General features: G+C 71.6%; 15 protein-coding genes. 4 read left to right on the top strand and 11 right to left on the bottom strand.

What is annotated here, in order from left to right:
* Nucleotides 1–28 precede the first annotated feature (28 nt).
* Together ASC58_RS06695 and ASC58_RS06690 are read left to right on the top strand one after the other, a co-directional pair.
* Nucleotides 29–1,648, top strand: a complete 1,620-nt coding sequence (locus ASC58_RS06695) for a sensor histidine kinase (RefSeq protein ID WP_056916924.1) — start codon at nucleotides 29–31, stop codon at nucleotides 1,646–1,648.
* A complete protein-coding gene (locus tag ASC58_RS06690; protein ID WP_056916923.1) occupies nucleotides 1,645–2,295 on the top strand; it encodes a response regulator transcription factor in 651 nt (216 codons plus the stop codon). Before ASC58_RS06695 ends, ASC58_RS06690 begins: the two co-directional genes overlap by 4 nt.
* 116 nt (nucleotides 2,296–2,411) lie before the next feature.
* Here the strand turns inward: ASC58_RS06690 and ASC58_RS06685 are convergent, their stop codons facing one another.
* The 7 genes from ASC58_RS06685 to ASC58_RS06655 are packed head-to-tail and all read right to left on the bottom strand — an operon-like array spanning nucleotide 2,412 to nucleotide 9,216.
* Nucleotides 2,412–3,326 carry a type II secretion system F family protein gene (locus ASC58_RS06685; RefSeq protein WP_235529125.1) on the bottom strand — a complete coding sequence of 305 codons (915 nt, stop codon included), beginning with the start codon at nucleotides 3,324–3,326 and terminating at the stop codon, nucleotides 2,412–2,414.
* A 10-nt stretch (nucleotides 3,327–3,336) separates the two neighbouring features.
* Nucleotides 3,337–5,310, bottom strand: coding sequence for a VWA domain-containing protein (locus tag ASC58_RS06680; RefSeq protein ID WP_056918757.1), 1,974 nt, complete (start codon nucleotides 5,308–5,310; stop codon nucleotides 3,337–3,339).
* Nucleotides 5,311–5,321: 11 nt separating this feature from the next.
* Nucleotides 5,322–6,698 (bottom strand): CpaF family protein, encoded by a 1,377-nt coding sequence (locus ASC58_RS06675; RefSeq protein WP_056918756.1) that lies wholly within the window; start codon nucleotides 6,696–6,698, stop codon nucleotides 5,322–5,324.
* Nucleotides 6,698–7,900, bottom strand: coding sequence for an AAA family ATPase (locus ASC58_RS06670; protein ID WP_056916919.1), 1,203 nt, complete (start codon nucleotides 7,898–7,900; stop codon nucleotides 6,698–6,700). The genes ASC58_RS06675 and ASC58_RS06670 overlap by 1 nt, the downstream gene beginning before the upstream one ends.
* A 9-nt stretch (nucleotides 7,901–7,909) precedes the next feature.
* Nucleotides 7,910–8,695 carry a Flp pilus assembly protein CpaB gene (locus ASC58_RS06665; RefSeq protein ID WP_056918755.1) on the bottom strand — a complete coding sequence of 262 codons (786 nt, stop codon included), beginning with the start codon at nucleotides 8,693–8,695 and terminating at the stop codon, nucleotides 7,910–7,912.
* A 49-nt stretch (nucleotides 8,696–8,744) separates the two neighbouring features.
* Nucleotides 8,745–8,990 carry a Flp family type IVb pilin gene (locus ASC58_RS06660; protein ID WP_056918754.1) on the bottom strand — a complete coding sequence of 82 codons (246 nt, stop codon included), beginning with the start codon at nucleotides 8,988–8,990 and terminating at the stop codon, nucleotides 8,745–8,747.
* 52 nt (nucleotides 8,991–9,042) lie between these two features.
* Nucleotides 9,043–9,216, bottom strand: a complete 174-nt coding sequence (locus ASC58_RS06655) for a Flp family type IVb pilin (protein ID WP_056918753.1) — start codon at nucleotides 9,214–9,216, stop codon at nucleotides 9,043–9,045.
* Nucleotides 9,217–9,410: 194 nt separating this feature from the next.
* On the opposite strand from ASC58_RS06655, the gene ASC58_RS06650 reads away from it, so the two are divergent.
* Together ASC58_RS06650 and ASC58_RS06645 are read left to right on the top strand one after the other, a co-directional pair.
* The gene (locus ASC58_RS06650; protein WP_157598388.1) at nucleotides 9,411–10,880 is read left to right on the top strand and encodes a hypothetical protein; all 1,470 of its coding nucleotides are present in this window, start codon (nucleotides 9,411–9,413) and stop codon (nucleotides 10,878–10,880) included.
* The gene (locus ASC58_RS06645) at nucleotides 10,877–12,280 is read left to right on the top strand and encodes a hypothetical protein (RefSeq protein WP_056918751.1); all 1,404 of its coding nucleotides are present in this window, start codon (nucleotides 10,877–10,879) and stop codon (nucleotides 12,278–12,280) included. Before ASC58_RS06650 ends, ASC58_RS06645 begins: the two co-directional genes overlap by 4 nt.
* A 9-nt stretch (nucleotides 12,281–12,289) precedes the next feature.
* Here the strand turns inward: ASC58_RS06645 and ASC58_RS06640 are convergent, their stop codons facing one another.
* From ASC58_RS06640 to mtrA, 4 genes are all read right to left on the bottom strand, one after another.
* Nucleotides 12,290–13,543, bottom strand: coding sequence for a hypothetical protein (locus tag ASC58_RS06640; protein ID WP_056918750.1), 1,254 nt, complete (start codon nucleotides 13,541–13,543; stop codon nucleotides 12,290–12,292).
* Nucleotides 13,544–13,779: 236 nt separating this feature from the next.
* Entirely contained in the window at nucleotides 13,780–15,549 is a 1,770-nt protein-coding gene (locus ASC58_RS06635; RefSeq protein ID WP_056918749.1) for an LpqB family beta-propeller domain-containing protein, read from the bottom strand.
* Entirely contained in the window at nucleotides 15,546–17,348 is a 1,803-nt protein-coding gene (mtrB, locus tag ASC58_RS06630) for an MtrAB system histidine kinase MtrB (RefSeq protein ID WP_082553027.1), read from the bottom strand. Before mtrB ends, ASC58_RS06635 begins: the two co-directional genes overlap by 4 nt.
* Nucleotides 17,349–17,350: 2 nt before the next feature.
* The gene (gene mtrA / locus ASC58_RS06625; RefSeq protein ID WP_056916911.1) at nucleotides 17,351–18,028 is read right to left on the bottom strand and encodes an MtrAB system response regulator MtrA; all 678 of its coding nucleotides are present in this window, start codon (nucleotides 18,026–18,028) and stop codon (nucleotides 17,351–17,353) included.
* Nucleotides 18,029–18,127 lie beyond the last annotated feature (99 nt).

The following is an 18,127-nucleotide window of genomic DNA, read 5'->3' as shown; positions in this document are numbered from 1 at the left end:
GGATCCAGTACGAGAGGGGAGGCCGCGGATGCGTTGGGTGTCGGTCCTGTCCGTCAGCACGCGGTTGCGTCTGGGCCTCGCGATGCTCGCCGTGCTGTTCGCCGCCCTCGACGACGCGATCCTGACCGGCCTGCCGTGGATCCTGCTCATCATCACCCTGGACCTCGCCGCCTCGGGCTTCGAGTACCTCAGCTCCAGCGGCCGGGCCATCGGCCGGGTGCAGCTGATGGTGCTGTTCGGCGTCAACGCCGCGGCTGCCGGGATCGCGATGGGGTATGCCGGGCCGTGGTCCAAGGTGCTCATCCTCATCCCCGCGTACCACGCCGGAGCACGGTTCTCGCGGCGCGGCGCCCTCATGGTCTTCCTCGTCGGCCTCTTCGCCGGTGGCGGGACGGTGCTGCTGCTCGACCGCTACTCCGAGGGCGAGGCCCAGCGCATCCTGCTGGCCTCGGTCTTCTCCCTCGTCTTCGGCCTGCTCGGTGCCTGGTCGCACCGGATGCAGGAGGAGGAGGACGAGGCGGTCGTCGACCCCAACATCGCGGCGGAGGCCGGCCTGCTGCTGCGGCGCCTGCACGAGCTCGCCGAGACCCTCGACACCGGGTTCGACGCCCCCGCCTCGGCGGAGATGGCGCTGCAGGACCTGGCCACCCAGATGCGCGCAGCCCGCAGCGCGATCCTCGTGGGCTACGGCGACGACCCGGCGGTGCCGCTGGCCATCCGCGGCGCCGACCGCACGCCGTGGCCGGACCCGATGGAGCCCAGCTCCGTGCTCTCCCGCACCTGGCGCGACGGGGTGCCGACCCTGTCGGAGTGGGCCGACGACCTCGTCGCCCGCTCGGTGATCGTCGTGCCCCTGAACGACAACAACGGCGACCGGCTCGGACTGCTCGTGGCCGACCGCCCCCTGGTCACCCCTTTCACCGAGGACGACCTCGCCGCAGCCGGCGAGGTCGCGTCACGTCACGCGGCCAACATCGACCTCTCCGTGCTCTTCGCCGGGCTGCGCGAACGCGCCGGGCTGGAGGAGCGCGAGCGCCTCGCCCGCGAGATGCACGACGGCATCGCCCAGGAGATGGTGGCGCTCGCGTTCGGCATCGACTCCCTGCGGCGCACCGCCCGCAACACCGACTCCCCGCTGGCCGACGACCTCGACGGGCTGCGCGTGGAGGTCTCCCGCGTGCTGGCCGACCTGCGCCTGCACATCGCCGACCTGCGGATCGCCGTGCGCCCCGACACCGGGCTCGGCGCCCTCATCGGCGCCCGGCTCCAGAACTTCGGCTCCACCTCCGGGGTGACCACCCGCATGCACCTCAGCGAGAACGGCTTCCGCCTCCCCGCCCACACCGAGGTGCTCATCTACCGCCTGTTCCTGCAGGTCCTCGCCGACGCGCGCCACTCGCTCAACGCCGACACCGTCGAGGTCCGCCTCAACGTCGCTGCGCCGCGGGTGGAGCTGTGGGTCGCCCACAACGGCACGAGCTCGCTGGGCATCCGTGACTTCAGCCAGCACCCCCTCTCCTCCCTGGGGGGCGAGATCGTCGTCGAGCCGTATGCCGGTGACGGTGTCGCCATCCGCATGCGCATGCGAGCCCGCGGCGCCTCGCCGTCAGCCACGCTTTCCAACGAAAGGATCCCCCAGCCGTCATGACCATCAACGTCGTCGTGATCGACGATCACACCCTTGTCCGTGAGGCCGTGTGCCGCATGATCGACAGCGAGCCCGATCTCGCCGTCGTGGGCCAGGCCGGCGGCATCGCCGAGGGCCGGAACGTGCTGGCACAGAGCCTCATCCACGTGCTCGTCGTCGACGTGTCCATGCCCGACGGTTCGGGACTGGTGCTGGCGCGAGCAGCCCGGGAGGCCTCCCCCCGGCTGGGCATCGTCGTCCTCACCATGCACAACGACGACGAGACCCTGCTCGAGGCGCTCGACCTCGGTGCCTCGGCACTGGTCCTGAAGTCGGCGCCGTCCGACGAGGTCATCGCCGCCGTGCGTCGCGCCGCCGTCGCGCCGGACGCCTTCATGGCGACCGGTCTCGCCGAGGCGCTGCGTCGCCGCGACTCCAGCGACAAGCCGAAGCTCACGCCCCGCGAGGCGGAGGTGCTCGACCGGCTCGTCGCCGGCGACTCCATCGCCGCCGTGGCCAAGCGCCTGTACATGAGCGAGTCGACCGTCAAGACGCACGTCTCGAAGGTCTACGAGAAGCTCGGCGCCCACAACCGTGCGTCGGCCGTCATGTCGGCCCTGCGACTGGGCCTGGTCCGCGCCGAGGCGGTCGGACAGACCCGCCGCTGAGCCGGTCGTCGAGGGGTCTGTCCGGCCCGCTCGACGACATCGACCCCGGACACAGTGAAACGGCCAGCCCCCTCGGGTCCTGGCCGTTTCACTGTGCTGGGACTGAGCGACTGGGCTCAGAGGCCGCCACCGCTGAAGGTGTCGACGATGCGGATGGCACCGGGGCCGATGATGACGATGAACAGCGCCGGGAAGATGAACAGGAGCATCGGGAAGAGGATCTTCACCGGCACCTTCTGGGCCTTCTCCTCGGCCCGCTGGCGCCGCACGAGACGCATCTGGTTGGACTGCTCGCGCAGCACCGCACCGATGGGCAGGCCGAGGCGGTCCGCCTGGACCAGGGCGCTGACGAAGGTCTTCGCTTCCGTGACGCTGGTGCGCTTGGCGAGCGAGCTGAACGCCTCACCACGCGACTTGCCGATCTGGATCTCCGAGAGCACGCGGGCGAACTCCCCCGCGATCGGCCCGGTGGTGGACTTGGCCACCTGCATCAGCGCCGCGTCGAAGCCCTGACCGGCCTCGACACAGACGGTGAGCATGTCGAGGGCGTCCGCGAGTCCGAGCCGCAGCTCCTCCTGGCGCTTCTGGCCGGCGTTCATGAGGAGCAGGTCCGGCAGGAAGAACCCGAGGGCAGCGCCGATCACCGCGAAGAGCAGCCCGCGCACGCTCAGCCCACCAAGGACGAACCCGATGAGGGCGAACACGATCAGGGCCGCGCCCTTGGCCCCCATGATGCGCTCGGCGGTCCAGGTGCCGGGGTTGCCGGCGAGGTCGAGGCGCTTGGTCAGGCCGTCCTGGGTGCCGTTGGGCGAGAGCTTCGCGGCGAGGGACCTGGTCCTGGCCAGGGCCGGCAGGACGATGCGGTCCATCAACGGCAGGTCGGACTTGCTGACCTCCTGGTGGTTGACGGACTTCTCGATCAGCTCGAGCGACCGGGCGACACCGGTCGTCTGACCGGCACCCGCCGACAGGGCGACGACCAGCGTGACGAGCGCGCCGGCGATGGCGACGACTCCGACGATCAGCAGCATGCTTCCCATGTCAGACCTTCACATCCACGACTTTGTTCATCCAGAACATCCCGATCCCGAGGGACACGACGCCAGCGGCCAGCATGGCCAGGCCCAGGGGACGGGTCCAGAGGAGCTGGACGTACTCCCGGTTGGTCTGCATCGTGTAGAGGAAGATGCCGATCGGCAGCGCGATGAGGATGTAGGCCGACAGCCGACCTTCCGCGGACAGGGCCCGGACGTGGCGTCCGAGCTCCTCGCGCTCACGCAGCGTCTTCGCCGTGGTGCGCATCGTCTCGGCCAGGTTGCCACCGACCTCGCGCTGGATCCTGATGGCCATGGCGGTCCAGCGCATGTTGCCGCTGTCCATCCGGTCGGACATCCGCTCGAGCGACTCGGCGATGTCGGCGCCGATCCGCGTCTCGGCCAGGGCCCGGGAGAACTCCTTGGCCGACGGCTCCGCGGCGTCCTTGGCCACGGCGTCGAGGGCCTGGGGCAGGGAGAACCCGGTCGACAGGCTGCTGGCGATGAGCGTGAGCACGTCGGGCAGCTGGTGGTCGAACTTGTTCGCCCGGCGCTTGGCCAGGAAGCGCAGCACGAACGCGGGGGCGAACCACCCCAGCAGGAAGCCGATGAGGATGGCGACCAAGGTCATCCCGAGCCCCCCGCGCAGCAGCAGGGTGGAGACGGCGATGCCGACGAACAGGCTGACGATCCGCATCACCCACCACTCACCGGCGCGCAGCGGAAGGTCGGCGCGCTCGATCAGGGCCATCGTCTTGCTGGTGGAGTCGCGGCCCTCCATGATCTTGTCGCCGAGGAAGACCAGGCTCTCCGACACCGCCGCCTGGCGGTTCTTCGGGGCCTTGGCGGGCCTGCCGCCGTGGGCGACGTACTGGTCGATGCTGTCGACGCGGGTCTGGCGGCCGGACTTCATGGTGCCGCTGGACAGGGCCACGCCGATGGCGATGATCCCGAGGAACACGGCACCGAGGCCGATGCCCAGCATCGGGGACACCCCGAGGATCGGCAGCGTGCTCTCGGTCCCGGAGGCCTTGATGACGTCCTCGGTGGGCCCGACGATCGGGTCGGTGGACGCCGCGGGCGGGGTGGTCGGCGCCGAGACGCCGTCACCGAAGTCGACCAGCGCGGAGGTGCTGAAGGCCTTGCCGGCCGCGAGACCGGAGATCTTGATGTCCTGTACCGCGGTCACCCCGGGCGGCAGCGGCATGGAGAAGGTCAACTGGGACGCGAGGGTCTTGGCCGCGGTCGTGAAGGCGCTGGCGACCGCACCCGCGTTGGCGGCCGAGACGACCGACCCACCGCTGGCGGAGGCGAAGCCCTTGAGGACCGAGACGTTGCCCTCGGTGGACTTGAAGGAGACGGCCTCGGCGCGGACCTTGGCGCCCTTCAGGGCGGCGACCGCCTGCGCCTGGGTGGCCTTGCTGGCGGTGTCACCACCGTCGGAGAGCACGAGGATGCTGCGCTCCCCCTTGGCGCCCAGGGTCTTCACGGCGAGCGTGACACCGTCGTAGAGCGCGGTCTCACCGTCGGACTTGAGGTCGTTGACGGCGGACTGCACCTTGCCCTGGTCGGCGGTCGGCGCCAGCTTGACGACGGCCTTGCCGGAGAACGAGACCAGCCCGACCCGCACGTCGTCCGGGACGCTCTTGAGGAAGGCAGCGACGGCCGAGCGCACGGTCGCCATGCCGGCCTCGCCCATCGACCCGCTCGTGTCGACCACGAGCACGGTGGAGCGCGCGACCGGCGTGCCCTGGCCCGAGGTGATCGCGTCGACGGGGTAGTCCTTGCCCGACACGGTGACCTTGAGGCCCGGGTCGATGGAGGCACCGCCGCCTGCGGAGATCAGGCCGATGAGGTTGCCGTTCTTCGCCTCGATGCCGGTGATGTTCACCACCGGCGCGGAGGCGGCCCCCGCGGAGGCGACGCCCGTGAGCAGGGCGGCAGAGGCGAGGGCCAGGACGGCACCCCACCTGCGCGGCATACGAGCGAGCATCAAATCCCCCGGACGAAGATGTCTGCAGCGAGCTCGATGCCCTGGTCCTGGAGCTCGGCGGCGAACTTGGGACGCAGTCCGGTGCTCTTGAGGGTGCCCTTGAAGCGGCCCTGCTCGTCGCGCCCGGCGCTGTAGTCGAAGGTGAACAGGTCCTGCATGGTGATGACGTCGCTCTCCATGCCGACGACCTCGCTGATCGCCGTCACACGACGGGAACCGTCCTTGAGGCGGGCCTGCTGGATGACCATGTCCACGGCACCGGCGACCTGCTCGCGGATGGCGCGCACCGGCAGGTCGACACCGGCCATGAGGACCATGGTCTCCAGACGGGAGAGGCTGTCACGCGGGGTGTTGGCGTGGACCGTGGTGAGCGAGCCGTCGTGGCCGGTGTTCATGGCCTGGAGCATGTCGAGGGCGGCGCCGTCGCGGCACTCACCGACGACGATGCGGTCGGGCCGCATACGCAGCGAGTTCTTGACCAGCTCGCGGATCGGGATGGAGCCCCGTCCCTCGATGTTGGCCGGGCGGGACTCCAGGCGCAGGACATGGTCCTGGTGGAGCTGGAGCTCGGCGGCGTCCTCGATGGTGACGATGCGCTCGTCGTCGGGGATGAACGACGAGACCACGTTGAGCAGCGTCGTCTTGCCCGAACCCGTACCACCGGAGATGACGATGTTGCGGCGCCCGCGGACACAGGCGGACAGGAAGTCGCGCACCTGCGGCGTGAACGTGCCGAAGGCGATGAGGTCCTTGTCGGTGAACGGGTCGGTCGCGAACTTTCGGATGGTGAGCAGCGAGCCGTCGAGGGCGATCGGCGGGATCACCGCGTTGACGCGGGAGCCGTCGGGGAGGCGGGCGTCCACGAGCGGGCTGGCCTCGTCGACGCGACGGCCGACGCGGCCCACGATCTTGTCGATGGTGCGGCGCAGGTGGGCGTCGGAGCTGAACCGCGCCTCGACCGGGTAGAGCTTGCCGGCGCGCTCGACGTAGATGGAGTCCGGGCCGTTGACCATGATCTCGGAGATCTCCGAGTCACGCAGCAGCGGCTCGAGGGGGCCGTGGCCGAGGATCTCGTCCGCGACCTCCTGGGAGATCCGTGTCCGGTCCGCGAGGGACAGCGGGGTCTCCTCGTGGTCGATGACCTCCTGCAGCGTGTGCCGCACCTTGGCCTCGAGCTCGGACTGGTCGAGGTGCGGGTCGTACAGCTGCGGCCCGAGGGAGTCCAGCAGCGCCTGGTGGACGCTGGCCTTGACCGTGGAGAAGGGGTCGACGACACGCTGGCGCTCCTGCGCGGCCGCCGTGGCGGTCGCGCCGGTCTCGCCGGACGCGGCCTGCTGGCCACGTCGGACGTTCTCGAGCCGTTCGGCGAGGCTCATCACTTACCTCCGCGGGAGAACGACCAGCGGCCGGAACGGCCACCCTGGCCGTCGGTGGACTTGCCGCTCGCGTCGGTCGACGAAGCAGGTTCGGGGGCGCGCAGGAAACGCTCGGCGAGGTCGCGCAGGGCGACGCTCACCGGGTGCTTCGGCTCGTCCAGGATGATCGGCACGCCGCGGTTGACCGAGGCCGGCACGGCCGCGCTGTTGGGCACCATGACCGCGATGTCCTGCTTGAGCGCCGCGACCACGTCCTCGGCGCGCAGGCCCACCTTGGCGTCGGAACGGTTGAGGACGATGAGGCGGGTGTCCTTGTCGTTGCCGAGCAGGTCCAGCGTGTCCAGGGTGAGCCGGAGGTTCTTGACGGCCGGGATGTCGAGGGTGGCGATCAGGACGAGGACGTCGCTGTCGTCGAACGCCGCCAGCACGTGGGACGTGAAGGCCGGCGGGGTGTCGAGCAGGACGTAGTCGTAGTGCCGCTTCGCGACACGGATCAGCTCGGCGACGATCGAACCGGGGATCCGGTCGGCGTCGCTGGGCTCCGAGGGGGCGCTGACGGTGTCGAGTCCGCTCTCGTGCCGGGTGACGACGGACTTGATGGCCTGCTCGTCGATGTGGCCGGCCATGCTCACCAGGTCGATGATCGAGTTCTGGGGCAGCATCTGCAGGCTGATCCCGACGTCACCGAAGGCGAGGTCGAGGTCGATGAGCAGGACCTTGGAGCCGGTGGACGCGAGGTAGGTCGACAGGTTGGTCGCGAACGTCGTCTTGCCCACGCCACCCTTGGCGGAGAACACCGTGACTACGCGTGCCGACCTCGTCCCGGCGCTGCTGTCGACCGTGTGGCCGGAGACGCGGCTGGTCAGCTCGCGGCTGCGGCGGGCCGCGTCGGCGAGCCCGGTGAGGTCGTCAGCCGTGACGACCTCGCGCACGCCCGAGCGCAGCGCCTGGCCGAGGACGTTGACGTCGAGACGCCGGCGCAGCAGCAGGACACCCACCTCCGGTCGCTCGACCCGGGCGAACTCCGTGAACTGGCAGGCACTCTCCATGTCGACCTCGGGGCCGATCAGGACGAGCTGCTCCTGGGGTGCGTCCTCGAGGGCTCGCACCATGGCGGCTTGCGTGTCGACCCGCGTGACCTGACCGACAGCGAAGTCGTAGCGATCCGTGGCCGAGGGGTCCGCATCCCACAACAGCGTCATAGCGTGCTCCTACTTGGAGAAGAGTGATGCTTCGGAAACAACCTTGCCGAGGTCGATCTTCGCATCAGTTCCGCGCAGGGCGGCGTAGAGCGTGCCGGTCTGGATGCCGTGCACCAGCCGGGTTGCGTCGGCGGGGGTGACGGCGACGGTCATGAGAGCGCCGAGGACCGGGGCCGGAGCGGCCTCCTGACCGTCGGCCGGAGCGGCGGCGGGGGTGAGTGACGCCTGGCCCATGGCGATGATGAGCACGTCGTCGAGGAGGACGCGGGTGCTCTGCCCCGTCGCTGCTGCCTGGGTCCCGCTGTTGCGGGAACCCGAGGCGGACGCCGCGGCGACCGGGGAGTAGGTGTCGTAGAGGACGACCTTGGAGCCGGGGGTGAGGAACGTGCCCACACGGGCCGGGTCGGAGAGCTGCACCGACACGGCGACCATGCCGGCGGGGACCGTAATGGCCTTCTCTCCCACGGGCTTGACCCCGAAGCGGTCCGACAGCACGTACTCGCCGGGCTGGATGTCGGTGGTGGCGTAGAGGCCGCCGTTGCTGCCGTCGACGCCGGCGAGCGCGCCGACCGGCACACCGGCCGCGGCGACGGAGGTCTTGATGATGAGGCCGTTCTGGACCGCGTCCTTGAGGGTGGTCCCCGACGGGACGAGCGACTTCACGACGTAGACGCTCGTGGGCTGCTGGGCAGCCACCGCACGTGCATCCGCTCCGCGCGCATAGAGAAGGACCGCCGTGACGCCCACCAGGGCGACAAGAGCGGCGGCGAAGATGGCGACGAGTCTGCGTCCCATGGTGAGTTCTGTCCTCGTGGTTGTCGTGCGGGATTGCGAAGATGCGCTTTCAGAGCGCGCTGGCCGGAACGTTGAAGAGTGAGACCAGGTTCTGCCCGAACAGGGTGACCGCGGCGATGATCACCACGGCGATCATCGACACCATCAGGGCGTATTCCACGGAGGTGGCCCCGTGGTCGCCCCGGTGTGCACCGGGGCGACCACGGACCAGCTCGCCGACGAAGGATGTGGAGCGCGCGAGAATCGTCCAACCGGCGCCGCGCACGGCATTCCGGGACATGGAGCGAGCGTTCACCAATTCCTCCTTGGTCCGCGGGCTGAGTGCGCCCGTCGGTCCTGGTAGTTCGTCAGACGCTGGTGGCAGCCTTGTTGAACAGGCCGGAGAGGTTGTTGCCGAGGAGGACCACGGCCGCGATGATGACGATCGCGATGAGGGCGACCATGAGGCCGTACTCCACCGCGGTGGCGCCCTCCTCGCGGTTGGCGAAGCGGGTCTGGATCTTGGCGACGAACTTGAGCATGGGTTGTGTCCTTTCGAGACCTACGGGCCGGGGCGGGCGCCCCTGCAGGCAAAAGATTGTCAGCAGACACGAACAGCGGTAATCGGCTGTCACGTCACTACCCCGTGGGCCCTTCGAGGAATGGGCATCAACCGTTCGGTTGATGCGGTGAGTCACTTCACCGAACCAGCACGCGTGCGTCGAGAATGGCTGGCATGCCCGACTCCGCCACCTTCGCGCTGCGACGGCGGTGGGGTCCGTGGGCGCAGGGCGCGGTGCTGGGACTCCTCCCCCTGCTCACGGTGCGCTCGGTCGCGGACCCGAGCCCGTGGCTCCACCTGAAGGTCGGCGAGTTCCTCCGGGACGGTGGGCGGTTCGGGTCGCCGGACCCCTGGGCTCCGTTCGCCGCGCACCGCTACGTACCGACCCAGTGGCTGCCGTCCGTGGTGGTGGCCCAGGGGTACGACCTGTTCGGGCTGCCGGCCGTCCTGTGGGCCCGCGGGGTGGCCGTGGTGGCCCTCGTGGTGGCCCTGCTGTGGCTCACCCGGACGGTGAGCCGCCCGGAGGTCGCGGTCCCCGTGACGGTGGCCGCTGTGGCCGCTGCGTGGGGAGGGCTCGCCGAGCGCCCGCAGCTCGCGGGGTTCGTGCTGCTCGTCCTGGCGATCGGCGCGTGGTGGCGCACGGGGGTCGACCACCGGGCCCGCTGGTGGCTGGTCCCCCTCACCTGGGTCAGCGCCTGCACGCACGGCGTGTGGGTGCTGGGCCTCGTCGTCGGCGGCCTGGTCGTCCTGGGGCTGGGCGTGGACCGTGCCGTGCCGGCACGCACGTGGGGCCGGCTCGTCGCCGTCCTCGTCGTGTCCTTCCTGGCCGCGGGGCTCACGCCGATCGGCCCGCGCCTGCTGCTGACCCCCTTCCAGGTGGGCTCGAACGGGCGCGAGTTCGTGTCCGAGTGGTTCCCCTCCTCCGTGCGCAGCCCCGACGTCATGCTCGCCCTGGCCATGCTGGCCCTCGCGTATGCCGCGTGGCTGCGGCTGCGCGAACGTCCGGCCACGTGGCAGCTCCTGCCCTTTCTCGCTGCCATCGGGTTCATCCTGACGATGCAGCGCACCGTCGCCGTCGGCGCGTTCCTCGCCGCTCCCCTGCTGGCCGGCCAGGTCGAGCGGTTGCTCGCCGTCCGCGCCCGCGCCCGGGAGGTCCGGGCTGGCACGGGCCACGACTCGCCCGCGGCACCGAGGCCCGACCGCACCTCCTTCGCCCTGCGGCGTCGCGAGCTCGGGTGCTGGGCCGCTGGGCTGGTGCTCGCCTGCCTGGTCGCGATCCCCCTCGCGGACAGCCGGGCCGGCACGGTCCACGCGGTCCCCACCGCCCTCCAGCAGCAGCTGCGAGTGCTGCCCCCGCACACCCGCCTCGTGGCCGACGGGGACGTCACGGGCTGGGCGCTCTTCACCGCACCCCAGGTCGAGCCGGTGTTCGACCTGCGCATCGAGTCCTACGACGCGGCCTACGTGAAGCGCTACATCGCGGCCATGGAGGCCGCTCCCGGGTGGGAGCAGTTCGTCGCCGACGGCAGCACCCGGGCCGCGTTGCTTCCCGCGTCCTCCCCCCTGGCCCTGGCGCTCGTGGAGCAGCTCGGGTGGTCGGTCGTCGGCCGCGGCGACGGCTACCAGCTCCTGGAGGCGTCGTGAGCCGGATCTCGACGAGGCTGGGCCAGGTCGCCTTCGTCGGCGGGCTCCTCGTGGCCGTCGCCTGGGGCACCTCCCCGTTCAGCGAGGTCGACACCTGGTGGCACCTGCGCGAGGGCGACCACATCCTGAAGACCTGGTCGCTGGTCGGCACCGACCCGTGGGCGTCCCTCGCCGACCGCCCCTACGTCGCCACCCAGTGGCTGCCCGAGGCGGTGGCGGCCTGGACCGGGAACGGCGTGGGCGCCTGGGGTGTCGTGTGGCTGCGAGCCGTGGCCGTCATCGCCCTGTACCTCACCCTCTACGTGCTCTGCCGGCAGGTCGCCGGCCGGCTGCCCGCGAGCCTCGCCGCCGTGGTGGCGCTCCTCGGCGCCGGGGCCAGCCTCAACCCCCGGCCCCAGCTCGTGAGCTTCGTCCTCTTCGCCGTGGTCTACCTCGCCTGGTGGCGCACCCTGCACGACCGGCGGCTGCGGTGGTGGCTCGTGCCGGTCTTCTGGCTGTGGGGGTGCTGCCACCCGCTGTGGATGTTCGGGCTCCTCCTCGGGGTCGTCCTGTCCGTCTTCCTCGCCCTCCGGCCGGCCGGGGAGCGACCGGGGCGTCGTGGCCTGCTCCTGCTGAACCTCGCCTGCGCCGCCGTCCTGGCCGTCACCCCGCTGGGCCCACGGCTGCTCACCGTGCCGTTCGACGTGGCGGGCAACGCGGCGTGGATCGCCGAGGAGTGGCGGGCCACTCCCCTCAACAACGTGTTCGCCTACGCCACGCTCGGGATGCTCATGGTCACCGCGGTCCTGTGGATCCGTCGACCGCAGGCCCGGCCGCCGTGGCAGTACGGGGTCCTGGTCCTCGCCCTGGCCATGGCCCTGTGGATGTGGCGGCTCGTGCCGCTGGCATGCGTCCTCGCGGCGCCCCTGTTCGCCGAGGCCCTGCAAGGAGCCCTGGGGCGCCCTGCCGAGCGTCGCGGCAGGACGGAGTGGCGCGCGGTCGCGGCCGCCGGTGTCGTGGCCGTGCTGTTCGCCGCCGGCACCGCGGCCGGACCCAAGGGTTCGGTCGCCCAGACCTACCCCGGGCGGCTCGACGCGGTCTCCGCACGCCTCGACGGCCTCCCCGCCGGCACGGTGGTGCTCAACGACTTCGCGGTCAGCGGCTGGCTGCTCTGGGCGCACCCCGACCTGCGTCCGGTCGTCGACCTCCGGGTGGAGATCTACTCGGCCGACTACCTGCACCGCTACATCCGTGCCGAGAAGGTCCGCCCTGGGTGGGAGGAGTACGTCCGCAGCACGGGCGCCGGCATGGCCCTGGTGCAGGCCACGTCGCCGCTCGGCGACGCGCTGCAGGGGCGGGCCGGCTGGACCGTGGTGACCAGGGAGGGCGACTTCGTCCTGCTGAAGGCGCCCGGGTCCTGACCGCCCGGCTCAGGGCATGATGAAGTCGCGCGTCACCACGAAGGACTGGCTGATCCACCAGACCTGGAGGCCGAGGCTGACGAGGCAGACCACCGCCAGGCTCGCGACGTGGTGCGGCCGGACCCGGCCGGTCAGCGGCCGCAGGACGAAGAGCATCGGCAGGGGCAGGCACAGGAGCAGGTAGCGCAGGATGCCGGTGTGGATCTCGGTCACCCCGAAGATGTAGAGCGGGTAGCACCACAGCCACGTCGACAGCTCGATCCCCAGGCCGGCGATCCGCGGGGTGCGGCTCACGAGCACGAGCACGAGGATGATCCCCGCCAGCACCACGGGGCCACCGATCCCGAACTCCGCGCCGAGCCGGGAGAACCAGCCGAGCTTGGACAGCATCCCCGGCCGTGTGGTGGCTCCCGTCTGCTCTCCGACGGCCAGCCCCACGACGAAGGCCCAGAGGAACGCGCCGGCCGCGCTCGCGAGGCCGAGGGCCGCCATACCGGACCACTCCCGTCGGGACGGACGGGAGTCGGCGGGTCCGCGGAAGCGTGACCAGGCATGGGCCGCCACCACCACGGCGAGCGGCGCGGTGATGACCCTGGTCAGGGCGAGGGCGACGACGGCGACCAGGGCCCACCAGTAGCGGCGGCGGTGGACGAGCAGCAGCACTGCGCACAGGAGCGCCAGGGCGAGCGACTCGCTGTAGGCCACCTGGAAGAGCAGTGCGGTCGGGGCGAAGCAGGTGAGCGCGACGAGGCTCGTTGCAGCGAACGCCCCGGCGGTGCGGTCCACGAGGCGGTACAGCAACGTCATGCCCACGGCTCCGGCGACGAGGTTGACGAGGGTGACGGCGACCGGGAAGGGCACGCCGGTGGTCTCGAGGAGCACGCGCACGGTCATCGGGAACCCTGGCGGGAACGCCCACGACCACAGGACGTCCGCGGTGTTCGTCGCCCCGGGCGCGGGCAGGTGGTACCCCTGCGTGGCGAGGAACTGGTACCACTGGCCGTCCCAGTTCGAGACGAGCTCGAGGTAGCCCGGGTCCGCCGGGGTGGCGTGGTCGACGGCCGCGAGCCGCTGCAGCGCCGGGTCGGGGAGGGCGATCTGGCGGTGCCCGGCGACGGCCAGGACGATGCCGTCGACGATCCTGGAGACGAGGAAGACGAGCACCGGCACCCAGGTGGCACGGGTCGGCCGCCACCGGGAGCGCACGACGGGCGCCGCCGGCTCGAGACGAGCCGCCGGGGTCGCGGTGCTGGCCGTGGTCATGTCACCTCTCCGGTGGGTCGCTGCACAGGCGCGCGTCACGCTGCCACCCCCGCGGCGCAGCAGACAAGGCCGGGCGAACCGGGCAGGACGCCCGCACGCACGGGGCGGGCACGGCACCCCGGGAATTCGGTCCGTTCGGGTGACCCCCCAGCAGCGCGGGGTCACCCGGGCTCAGCGAGGGGTCGCGGTCGGCAAGGGTCCTCCTCAGCGAGGGTCCCCCTCGGCGTGGGTCCCCCTCAGCGAGCGGCGACCAGCAGGTCGGTGCCCTCGCCGACCCGCTGCCACCGGCTGCCGGCCCGCAGCAGCACCTGGCGGGCGTCGGTGGTGACGACCAGGCCGCGCTCGCCGTTGATGGTGGTGATGGTCTGCGCGCCGGAGATCTCGGGGCCGGCCGTGATCTGGCCGCCGAGCGGCACGGTCCACGGGCGCAGCACCTGCCCCGGGTTCCTGCGCCCGAGGACGACGACGGTGGCGTCGTCGACCCAGACGAGGTCCCGCATCAGGGTCAGGGTGGGGGCCAGGGTCAAGGGGGTCGCCAGCGAGGTCGGCACGTGGTCGGCGCCGCGGACGACTCCGGCGACGTCGAGGCGCGGAACCTTGCCGGACGCGTCGGTGCTCACCACCGCGACCCGCTGGCCGTCCGGTGACAGCCGCAGGCTGACGACCCGACGCTGCGCGAGCCAGGCGGCGGTGACCACGTGCGGTGCGGCCTTCGCGGCGTCCGCCGGGTCCGTCGTGGTGTCGATGACCCAGACCCTGGCCTCGTCGTCGTCCCGCCCGGCGAGCCAGAGCATGTCCTGGTTGTCGTACGTCGGCCGGGTGAGGTTCGACCCGAACGTCAGCAGCTGGACCTGGGTCTTCCCGCGCCACCGGGCCAGCTGGGCCCGGTCGCCGCCGACGGCCGCGACCTCACCGCCGGAGCGCGACACCGCGGGGTAGGCCCACCCGGGCTGGAGCGCGGGCAGGGCGGCGGTCGGCGGGGGGCTCGGCCGCGCCACCGGATCACCGACCTGGTCGGGGCTGACCGGTACCAGCGTGGTGCCGATCCGCAGCAGGGGCTTGATCTCGGGGTCGGCCGGCGTGCCCAGCCCGAGGGCCGCGAGCGAGTCGAGCGCTCCGTCGAACCCGGGGACCCGCAGGTCGGCCCCCTCCAGCTGGAGGGCGACCCGGTCGACGCCGGGCGCCTGGCTCACCGTGGCGAGGAACTGGGCGCCGAGGTTCTGTCGCTGAGCGGGGTCGGCCGCCAAGCGGGTCGCGGTCAGGTCGATCGTGGCGGTGCCCGAGTCGATGGTCACCGCGTCGACCGCCAGGCGGGTGCCGGGCGGGACGTCGCTGCGCACCGCCCCACGCAGGTAGTCGGGAGCCCCGGCGAGCAGCGACCTCGCGAGCCGCGTGGCCAGGCCCGTGCCGAGCGGGAGCCACCGGACGTCGGGGACGAGGCGCCGCTGGCTGGCCGACAGGAAGTAGATGCGGAAGGGGTCGTAGAGGCGCAGGAAGTCGGAGTTGCTCAGCCAGGTGCCGAAGTTCTGGGGCAGCGACGAGATCCGCCACTCCCCCGACCGCTGGACGACGCGGAAGTCTGCCTCCACCGTGCTCGTGGTCGGCAGCTCCTCGTAGCGACCCGTGCCGTCGACCCGTGCTGTTGCGGTCGCCTTGGCCACGACCTGGCCCGCGCCGGACGCCTTGGTGTCGAGGACCGACTCGTTGCCGAACACCACGACCGAGGTGTCGGGGCGCCAGCTCCCGGCTGCATCGGGCGTGAGGTACGACCGCGCCACCTGGTACTGGTCATCGCTCGCTGCCGCGGCCCGGATGAACCCCTCGACGACCTCCTCGGGCGAGGCTCCGGGGCGGATGGGGTTGGCTTCGACCCGGATCTCGTTCTCCTGCACCGACCCCACCTCGAGGCCGGGCTGGACCGCGGACTTCGTCGACAGGCCTCCCCCGCAGGCCGACAGCAAGGTCACCGCCACCGCTGCCAGCGCGACGGCCGCGCGGCGCCTCACCGTGGTGCACCCGGTGCCGTCGGCGTATGGCGCAGGGTCACCGCCGCGTTCGCGCCCGGCCCGGTCGTCGAGGGCGTCTGCGCCTGGGCGTCGCTGGCCTCGCGGGCGGTGCGACGGCGTGACGTGGGGACGTCGTCCGGCCGCAGCGACAGGGGCGCCTCGGTGATCGACTCGCCGTACGTCCGGGGCAGGGTGAGGCGGAAGCAGGAGCCCTCGCCCGGCTCACCCCAGGCCTGCAGCCACCCGTCGTGCAGCCGGGCGTCCTCGAGGGAGATGGCCAGTCCCAGGCCGGTGCCGCCGGTGGTGCGGGCGCGGGCGGGGTCGGCGCGCCAGAAGCGGTTGAAGACCAGGGCGGCCTCACCCGGGCGCAGCCCGACCCCGTGGTCGCGCACGGCCACGGCGACGGCGCTGTCGTTGCCACCGATCGCGATCTCGACCGGGCGGCCCTCACCGTGCTCGACGGCGTTGACGACGAGGTTGCGCAGGATCCGCTCCACCCGGCGCGGGTCGACCTCGGCCTGGCAGGACCCCTCCGCGGTGACGGTGATCGTGCTCCCCCACCGCTCGGCGAGGGGCAGGGCGGACTGCACGGCCCGGGCGACGGTGTCGCGCAGGTCGACCAGGTCGACGTCGAGGGCCGCGGCGCCCGCGTCGAACCTGCTGATCTCGAGCAGGTCGGCGAGCAGCTCCTCGAACCTGTCGAGCTCGTTGTGCAGCAGCTCGGCCGACCGGGCGACCGTCGGGTCGAAGTCGCGGCGCGAGTCGTGGATCAGGTCACCGGCCATGCGGATCGTGGTCAGCGGTGTGCGCAGCTCGTGCGAGACGTCGGACACGAAGCGCTGCTGGACCCGCGACAGCCCCTCGAGCTGGCGGATCTGCGTCTGGAGGCTGTCGGCCATCTCGTTGAAGGAGGCGGCAAGCCGCGCCAGGTCGTCCTCGCCCCGGGCGCGCATCCGCTCGTTGAGCCGGCCCGAGGAGAGCCGTTCGGCGACCATGGCCGCCCGGCGCACCGGGTTGACGACCTGCCGTGTCACGACCCACGCGATGGCGCCGACGAGGGCCACGAGCGCGAACCCGCCGATTGCGAAGGTGCGGGTGATCAGGTCGAGGGTGGCCTGCTCGCGCTGCATGGGGAAGATGACGTACAGGTCGTACTTGCCGGCGACGGGCACCTGGACCTGGGACCCGACGAGGACGGCCGGGACGGCCTGGCCGGTCTGCGGGTCGTCGATGCCGACCAGCGTCACCTGCTGGTGGGTCGGGTCCAGCCGGATGGCCTCGCGCAGGTCGCGCGGGATGCTCGACAGGCCGATCCGTCCGCTGAGGACGGTCTGGACCGTGGTGTCGGAGGTGTTCCCGAGGCTGCGCGCGAAGACGAGGTAGCGCTCGTTGTCGCCACCCGGTGCGGCGGCGGCCTTGATGATGTCCTGCGACTGGAGGTTGATGTCACCCGAGCTGGCGCGGCCGCTGCCGTCGAAGTTGTCCTGCACCACCTTGGTCAGCCGCGACGTCTCGAGCTGGGCCGTCTTCATCCGGTCCTGCTCCAGGCCGTCGGAGATCGAGGAGTAGAGGTAGGAGCCGAGGCCGAGGACGACGAGCAGGCCGAGCAGCATGGTCGTGCTGACCACGCGGAACTGCAGCGAACGGCGCCAGGCGTGGACGAGCCAGCTCAGCGCCGTACCGATCCCCCGGCGGGCGCGCACCGCGAAGGTGCGCAGGGCAGGCGGACCCTGCGCCCCGTGGGCCGTGGGCCGCTCCGGCGGCGTCCGGTCGGGGTCGGGTCCGGCCGAGTCCGACATCGTCAGCTCGGACCGGCCTTGTAGCCGACGCCGCGGACGGTGACGACGATCTCGGGGTGCTCGGGGTCGTGCTCGATCTTGGAGCGCAGCCGCTGCACGTGGACGTTGACCAGGCGGGTGTCACCGGCGTGGCGGTAGCCCCAGACCTGCTCGAGCAGGACCTCACGGGTGAACACCTGCCACGGCTTGCGGGCCAGGGCGACGAGCAGGTCGAACTCCAGCGGCGTCAACGACAGCGGCTCGCTGGCCCGCTTGACCGAGTGACCCGCGACGTCGATGACGAGGTCGCCGATCTCCAGGCTCTCGGGCTCCGGCTCGTCACCACGGCGCAGCCGCGCCCGGACGCGGGCGATGAGCTCCTGGGGCTTGAAGGGCTTCACGACGTAGTCGTCGGCGCCGGACTCCAGGCCCACCACGACGTCGACGGTGTCGGTGCGCGCGGTCAGCATGACGATCGGGACGCCGGACTCGGCACGGATGCGGCGGCAGACCTCCATGCCGTCAAGCCCGGGCAGCATGACGTCGAGGAGGACGAGGTCGGGCTTGCTGTCGCGGAAGGCCGCCACGGCGTTGCCGCCGTCGGCGACGTGCGACACATCGAGCCCCTCGTTGCGCAGGACGATGCCGAGCATCTCCGCCAGCGCAAGATCGTCATCGACGATGAGCACGCGACCCTTCACTGCGTCAACCCTCTCCCTACATCGAGTAAAGATTCCCTCCCGAATCATCACACACGGGCCACCCCGTGGTCTGCCGGACCGGCCGCAGACCATGGAGGC

Source organism: Phycicoccus sp. Root101, assembly GCF_001426245.1.
In the GTDB taxonomy this organism is placed as follows: domain Bacteria; phylum Actinomycetota; class Actinomycetes; order Actinomycetales; family Dermatophilaceae; genus Pedococcus.
This window is presented reverse-complemented; position numbering and strand designations above follow the sequence as displayed.

Bases quoted from the DNA above. Each gene is read 5' to 3' on its own strand.
- ASC58_RS06695 (WP_056916924.1), top strand. From the start codon at position 29: ATGCGTTGGGTGTCGGTCCTGTCCGTCAGCACGCGGTTGCGTCTGGGC.
- ASC58_RS06690 (WP_056916923.1), top strand. From the start codon at position 1,645: ATGACCATCAACGTCGTCGTGATCGACGATCACACCCTTGTCCGTGAG.
- ASC58_RS06685 (WP_235529125.1), bottom strand. From the start codon at position 3,326: ATGCTGCTGATCGTCGGAGTCGTCGCCATCGCCGGCGCGCTCGTCACG.
- ASC58_RS06680 (WP_056918757.1), bottom strand. From the start codon at position 5,310: ATGCCGCGCAGGTGGGGTGCCGTCCTGGCCCTCGCCTCTGCCGCCCTG.
- ASC58_RS06675 (WP_056918756.1), bottom strand. From the start codon at position 6,698: ATGAGCCTCGCCGAACGGCTCGAGAACGTCCGACGTGGCCAGCAGGCC.
- ASC58_RS06670 (WP_056916919.1), bottom strand. From the start codon at position 7,900: ATGACGCTGTTGTGGGATGCGGACCCCTCGGCCACGGATCGCTACGAC.
- ASC58_RS06665 (WP_056918755.1), bottom strand. From the start codon at position 8,695: ATGGGACGCAGACTCGTCGCCATCTTCGCCGCCGCTCTTGTCGCCCTG.
- ASC58_RS06655 (WP_056918753.1), bottom strand. From the start codon at position 9,216: ATGCTCAAGTTCGTCGCCAAGATCCAGACCCGCTTCGCCAACCGCGAG.
- ASC58_RS06650 (WP_157598388.1), top strand. From the start codon at position 9,411: ATGCCCGACTCCGCCACCTTCGCGCTGCGACGGCGGTGGGGTCCGTGG.
- ASC58_RS06640 (WP_056918750.1), bottom strand. From the start codon at position 13,543: ATGACCACGGCCAGCACCGCGACCCCGGCGGCTCGTCTCGAGCCGGCG.
- mtrB (WP_082553027.1), bottom strand. From the start codon at position 17,348: ATGTCGGACTCGGCCGGACCCGACCCCGACCGGACGCCGCCGGAGCGG.